The sequence below is a fragment of the Oleiphilus sp. HI0061 genome (assembly GCF_001635675.1).
The window spans coordinates 1-3,633 of the sequence record NZ_LWFE01001122.1 but is presented as its reverse complement, the minus strand read 5'-3'; the positions used below and the strand labels follow the sequence as shown (position 1 = coordinate 3,633).

3 protein-coding genes and 1 pseudogene are annotated in these 3,633 nt (G+C 46.7%); 1 reads left to right on the top strand and 3 read right to left on the bottom strand.

Annotated elements, in window-relative coordinates:
* Nucleotides 1–124: 124 nt before the first annotated feature.
* Nucleotides 125–307 (bottom strand): hypothetical protein, encoded by a 183-nt coding sequence (locus A3735_RS29750; RefSeq protein ID WP_156499542.1) that lies wholly within the window; start codon nucleotides 305–307, stop codon nucleotides 125–127.
* Nucleotides 308–463: 156 nt separating this feature from the next.
* On the opposite strand from A3735_RS29750, the gene A3735_RS16655 reads away from it, so the two are divergent.
* Entirely contained in the window at nucleotides 464–2,446 is a 1,983-nt protein-coding gene (locus A3735_RS16655) for an alkyl/aryl-sulfatase (RefSeq protein ID WP_068510506.1), read from the top strand.
* Nucleotides 2,447–2,466: 20 nt separating this feature from the next.
* Here A3735_RS16655 and A3735_RS16650 read toward each other — a convergent pair whose 3' ends face one another.
* On the bottom strand, nucleotides 2,467–3,039 hold the full coding sequence (locus tag A3735_RS16650) for a DNA polymerase domain-containing protein (RefSeq protein WP_068510504.1): 573 nt from the start codon (nucleotides 3,037–3,039) through the stop codon (nucleotides 2,467–2,469).
* Nucleotides 3,040–3,239: 200 nt separating this feature from the next.
* Nucleotides 3,240–3,633, bottom strand: a pseudogene (locus A3735_RS16645) (IS91 family transposase); the annotation flags it as partial.

Genomic DNA, 3,633 nt, shown 5'->3' with positions numbered 1-3,633 from the left:
GTGCGCAATTCTATCAGATGGCTGATTAGAGGCTGGCCTTGGTCGACTACAGTGTCGTTTTCAGTTGCGTTGTCAGAAGTCTTACTCATGTCTTTACTATGCTTAGCTTATTACGGAGGCCATGTTATGACTGCTTAGGCTTGTCGTTTTGCGTATTGCTTTGAAGGTCTTTTGACGAATCAGGCTCTTTTGGTGCCTGAAACAGCTTGTCATACTCATCTCTTGGTAAGGGCTCGAACTCTTCAGCTTCTTTGAGCGTTTCAACTCCGTAGAAGTACATCCTGTTTTGCCGACTATCCTTGCTCATGCAATACAAATGATTTAAAATATTCAGAGGTTCCCTAGTTTTCAAATCTATTTTTAAGTGCCTAGGTCAGCTATTGTTGATAGCTATTAAAAGTAGTTGATCTTACAAGGTTTTTCAATGCGCTGACGCATGCGCTTTACAGGGAGTTTCGAGATTATGTTTAAGCACGGGACATGGGTTCTGTTAATTGCGGTTTTGATTACTGGATGTACTCAATCTCAGACAGAAACTGTTGATGGCATAGGTTCGGTCGAAGGTTTTTCCCCCGCCACCCAGATAACACAAAAAATGAATCAGGCTGTCGAAGCGCAACTTCCCCTCAAAGATTCTGAAGATATCGCACAATCCAAACGAGGCTTCATAGCCACGGTAGAAGGCCTTCAAGTATCCGCCTCCGGAAAATTGGCCTGGAACACAAAGGCCTATGAGTTCATACAAGGACAAGCTCCTGCAACTGTAAATCCTAGTCTTTGGCGGCAGGCGGGACTCAACAACAGGCATGGTTTGTATCAGTTATCAGAGGGGATATATCAGGTTCGTGGTTTCGATCTGGCCAATATGACCGTGATTCGTGGAGAGACGGGCTGGATCGTGATAGACCCGTTAACCACAGTGGAAACGGCACGCGTGGCAATGAAACTGGTAAATGATCAATTAGGAAAAAGACCCGTTAGCGCCATTTTGTTCACCCATTCTCATATTGATCACTTTGGCGGTGCCCATGGCATTGCCTCTCCAGAACAAGTCAGCCAACAGCAACTTAAAGTGATCGCGCCAGAAGGCTTTATGGAAGAGGCCACCAGTGAAAATGTGGTGGCAGGCATGGCAATGGGACGTCGCTCTATGTACATGTACGGAAAGCGATTACCTAAATCTGAAAGAGGGCATGTGGGCTCTGGCTTAGGTAAGGAACCTGCGTTTGGTCAGTTCACTATCTTAGAACCCAATGTGCTGATTTCCGAGAGTGGTGAACGTCATGAGATCGACGGCGTGACATTTGAATTTCAGGTGGTATCCGGTTCAGAAGCACCTGCAGAATTTACTTTCTATCTTCCTGAGTTCCGAGCCTGGTGTGGCGCTGAATTGGTTTCGCGTAATCTCCACAACCTATATACCTTGAGAGGGGCTAAAGTGCGCGATGCTTTGAAGTGGAGCGGTTATATTCATGATGCCATTCAATACGCAGAGAAAAGTGACCTCTATTTTGGCAGTCACCACTGGCCGATATGGGGCAGTGAAAAACTGGTGACATTTCTTAAAGCTCAACGGGATACTTATAAATATATCCATGATCAGTCGGTGCGTTTATTAAATGCAGGGTATACGCCAACGGAGATAGCCGAACAGATTGAGTTGCCTCCGAGTTTGGCCAGTAACTTTTCCAACCGTGGTTACTATGGAACGGTAAAACATAATGCAAAAGCGGTTTATCAGTGGTATTTAGGCTGGTATGACGGAAACCCTGCGAATCTTAATCCGCTTCCTCCGGAAGAATCTGCGGATAAATACATAGCCTTAATGGGAGGGGCTGAGAGGGTTCTACTTGCTGCTCAATCGGCTTTTGACCAGGGTGAATATCGTTGGGTAGCCGAACTTTTGAATAAATTGGTCTTTGCTGACCCTGGCAACGATAAGGCCCGAGAGCTCCTTGCTAAAGCTTATGATCAATTGGGATACCAATCGGAATCAGCGCCTTGGCGAGATAATTATCTTACGGGGGCTTATGAGCTGAGACATGGTGGCCCGGATAAAGGCGTTGATGTGGCAATGATGGAGGGGGTTCTGAGAGAGGCACCTCTTGAGAACTTCTTTATATCAATGGCTGCCCGTTTAATTGGCCCGGAAGCTTTTGATAGCCATCATAAGATCAATATCACCTTCACTGACAGGCAGGTAAATTTCTATTTGTGGATTGAAAATGCCGTTCTGCATTTTGAACAAATTGAACCTGTCAGTGATGCGGATGCCACACTTAAGGTGACTCATGAGTTATTTCTCAAAATGGCCACTGATCAGGCTGGGATCAAAGAAACCCTGTTCTCGGATGATTTGACGGTGGAGGGTAGTAAGCTGGATTTAGTGAGTTTCTTCAGGTTGTTTGAGAAGCCGAGAGGTGTCTTTAATATCATTGAGCCTTAAGGAACTTACTTCTAGGTTCCCTAGAATAAGGCCATTTGATTATCTATTAGGCGATCAAAGTCCATCCCGATAAAGGGCAGAATGCCTTCCGCGATGGGCTTTAGCTGTTTCTCAATGTAGTGTTGGTAATCAATGTCTGATTCAAGATAGTCCAAAGGCTCAGGCCCGTTCAGGGTGATGATATAGTTGATCCAGCCTTTGTGTTGATACTGTAGTGGCTTGCCAAGCGCTTTGTTCTTTTCGTCGGCTATTTTGGCAGATCGAGCATGGGGTGGAACGTTTTTAACGTACTCTCTGAGCGGTCTTCTAAGGCGTTTTCGATAAACCAGCTGATTATCCCGTTCTCCATTCAGTGTGGCCGCCACGGTGTCTTTGATAAATTGGCTTGGGTCGCGATCATCAAAGACGATTTGGTAAAGATTCTTTTGAAAGTCTCTCGCCACGTCTGTCCAATCAGTGCGAACCGTTTCCAACCCTTTAAAGACCATTTCCGGTTGTTGATTTTTAACAACCATACCGGCATAGCGCTTTTTACTGCCCGCTTCAGAACCACGAATGGTCGGGCGTATAGGACGTTTAAAGCACCTTTTCACCCTTCGGATGAAGTAGCATACCCGAAATTGCTGCTCATTTTTATTGCCTAAGCCCCGGAATTTAGCTTCACAGCGCCCAAAGAAGGTCGTATTTTGGTCGATTTGACCGAAAAGTGCCTGGCGAATGGATCTTTAGCCGACAGTTGCCCCACCGGCCTGCCGCAAAGGCTGACAGTACATGGATTGAGAGCTTAGGAGCGTCAATTAAATAAACGAGTCTGCGATGGGCCGAACAGGCTGGGAGTCAGTGGTGGGGCTCGCTCTGGCGGCTGGGTGTGATGGTTAGTATCGGCTTTGGCCGCCTTCTGTTTGAGATGTTTAAGAATCTGCTCGATTATGTCCGGATCCTCAATGCTGGCAATCACTTTGACATGCCCTCCACAGTGCTCGCAAACCTCAATATCAATATTGAAGACTCGCTTAAGTCGCTGCATCCATGTCATGGCATGGTGCCGCTCTTCAGGGGTCTTATCGAGCCAGTCAGTATCGGCTGCTTCTAGTTTGTCAGGCTTTTTTCCGCGTTTAGCCGGTGTGACCTGAACACGGTGTTTGCTGTTCGGTGCGAAGACTCCGTGGAATCGGGTGAGGTTGACG